At 63.3% G+C, this 570-nt stretch carries 1 protein-coding gene; it reads right to left on the bottom strand.

The genetic code is table 11. From position 1 onward, the window contains the following. The coding region (locus JHD07_RS35725) for a DEAD/DEAH box helicase (protein WP_291630759.1) at positions 1–268 on the bottom strand (268 nt) is incomplete at its 3' end. Positions 269–570: the final 302 nt, after the last annotated feature.

Genomic DNA, 570 nt, shown 5'->3' with positions numbered 1-570 from the left:
CCTTCACCTGGGCCGCGAGTTCGCGGGTCGGCTCGAGGATCAGCGTGCGCGGCATGCGCGCCCGGGCGCGCCCTTTTTCGAGGATGGTGAGCATCGGCAGCACGAACGCCGCGGTCTTGCCGGTGCCGGTCTGGGCGATGCCGAGCACATCTTTGCGTGCAAGGACGTGGGGGATCGCCTGTTCCTGAATCGGGGTGGGAGTGGTGTAACCGGTGGCCGCCACTGCGGCGAGGACTTTTTCGGATAGTCCGAGATCTGAAAAGGACATTGAGCCTCTGGTCGAAACCGCCGTTCGGAATCGAGGGTAATAAGGCTGTCGCGTTCCACCCCGAAACGGCGCGCTCCTAGGGAAGCTGGGGGTGCTGACTCACGCGGACAAAGCGCAAGGCTCAAGAATCGCTCTTCGATCTGAGCCGCGTCGCTTCGGAACATAGGCGGGAATCGGCCAAAGTCAATGGAGCAGCGCGGGAAGGCTCTAAAAAACCTGAGGTTTTGCTCAAAATGCGGGCGATACGGGCGCGCCCGGGGTTTTTCCCGCCGACGCCTCGACGGTGAGGACCCGGCTCTCGC

Origin of the sequence: Bradyrhizobium sp. (genome assembly GCF_016462955.1) — a bacterium.
In the GTDB taxonomy this organism is placed as follows: Bacteria; Pseudomonadota; Alphaproteobacteria; order Rhizobiales; family Xanthobacteraceae; genus Bradyrhizobium.
The sequence above is the reverse complement of the archived record's forward strand: the minus strand, read 5'-3'. Positions and strand labels throughout refer to the sequence as shown.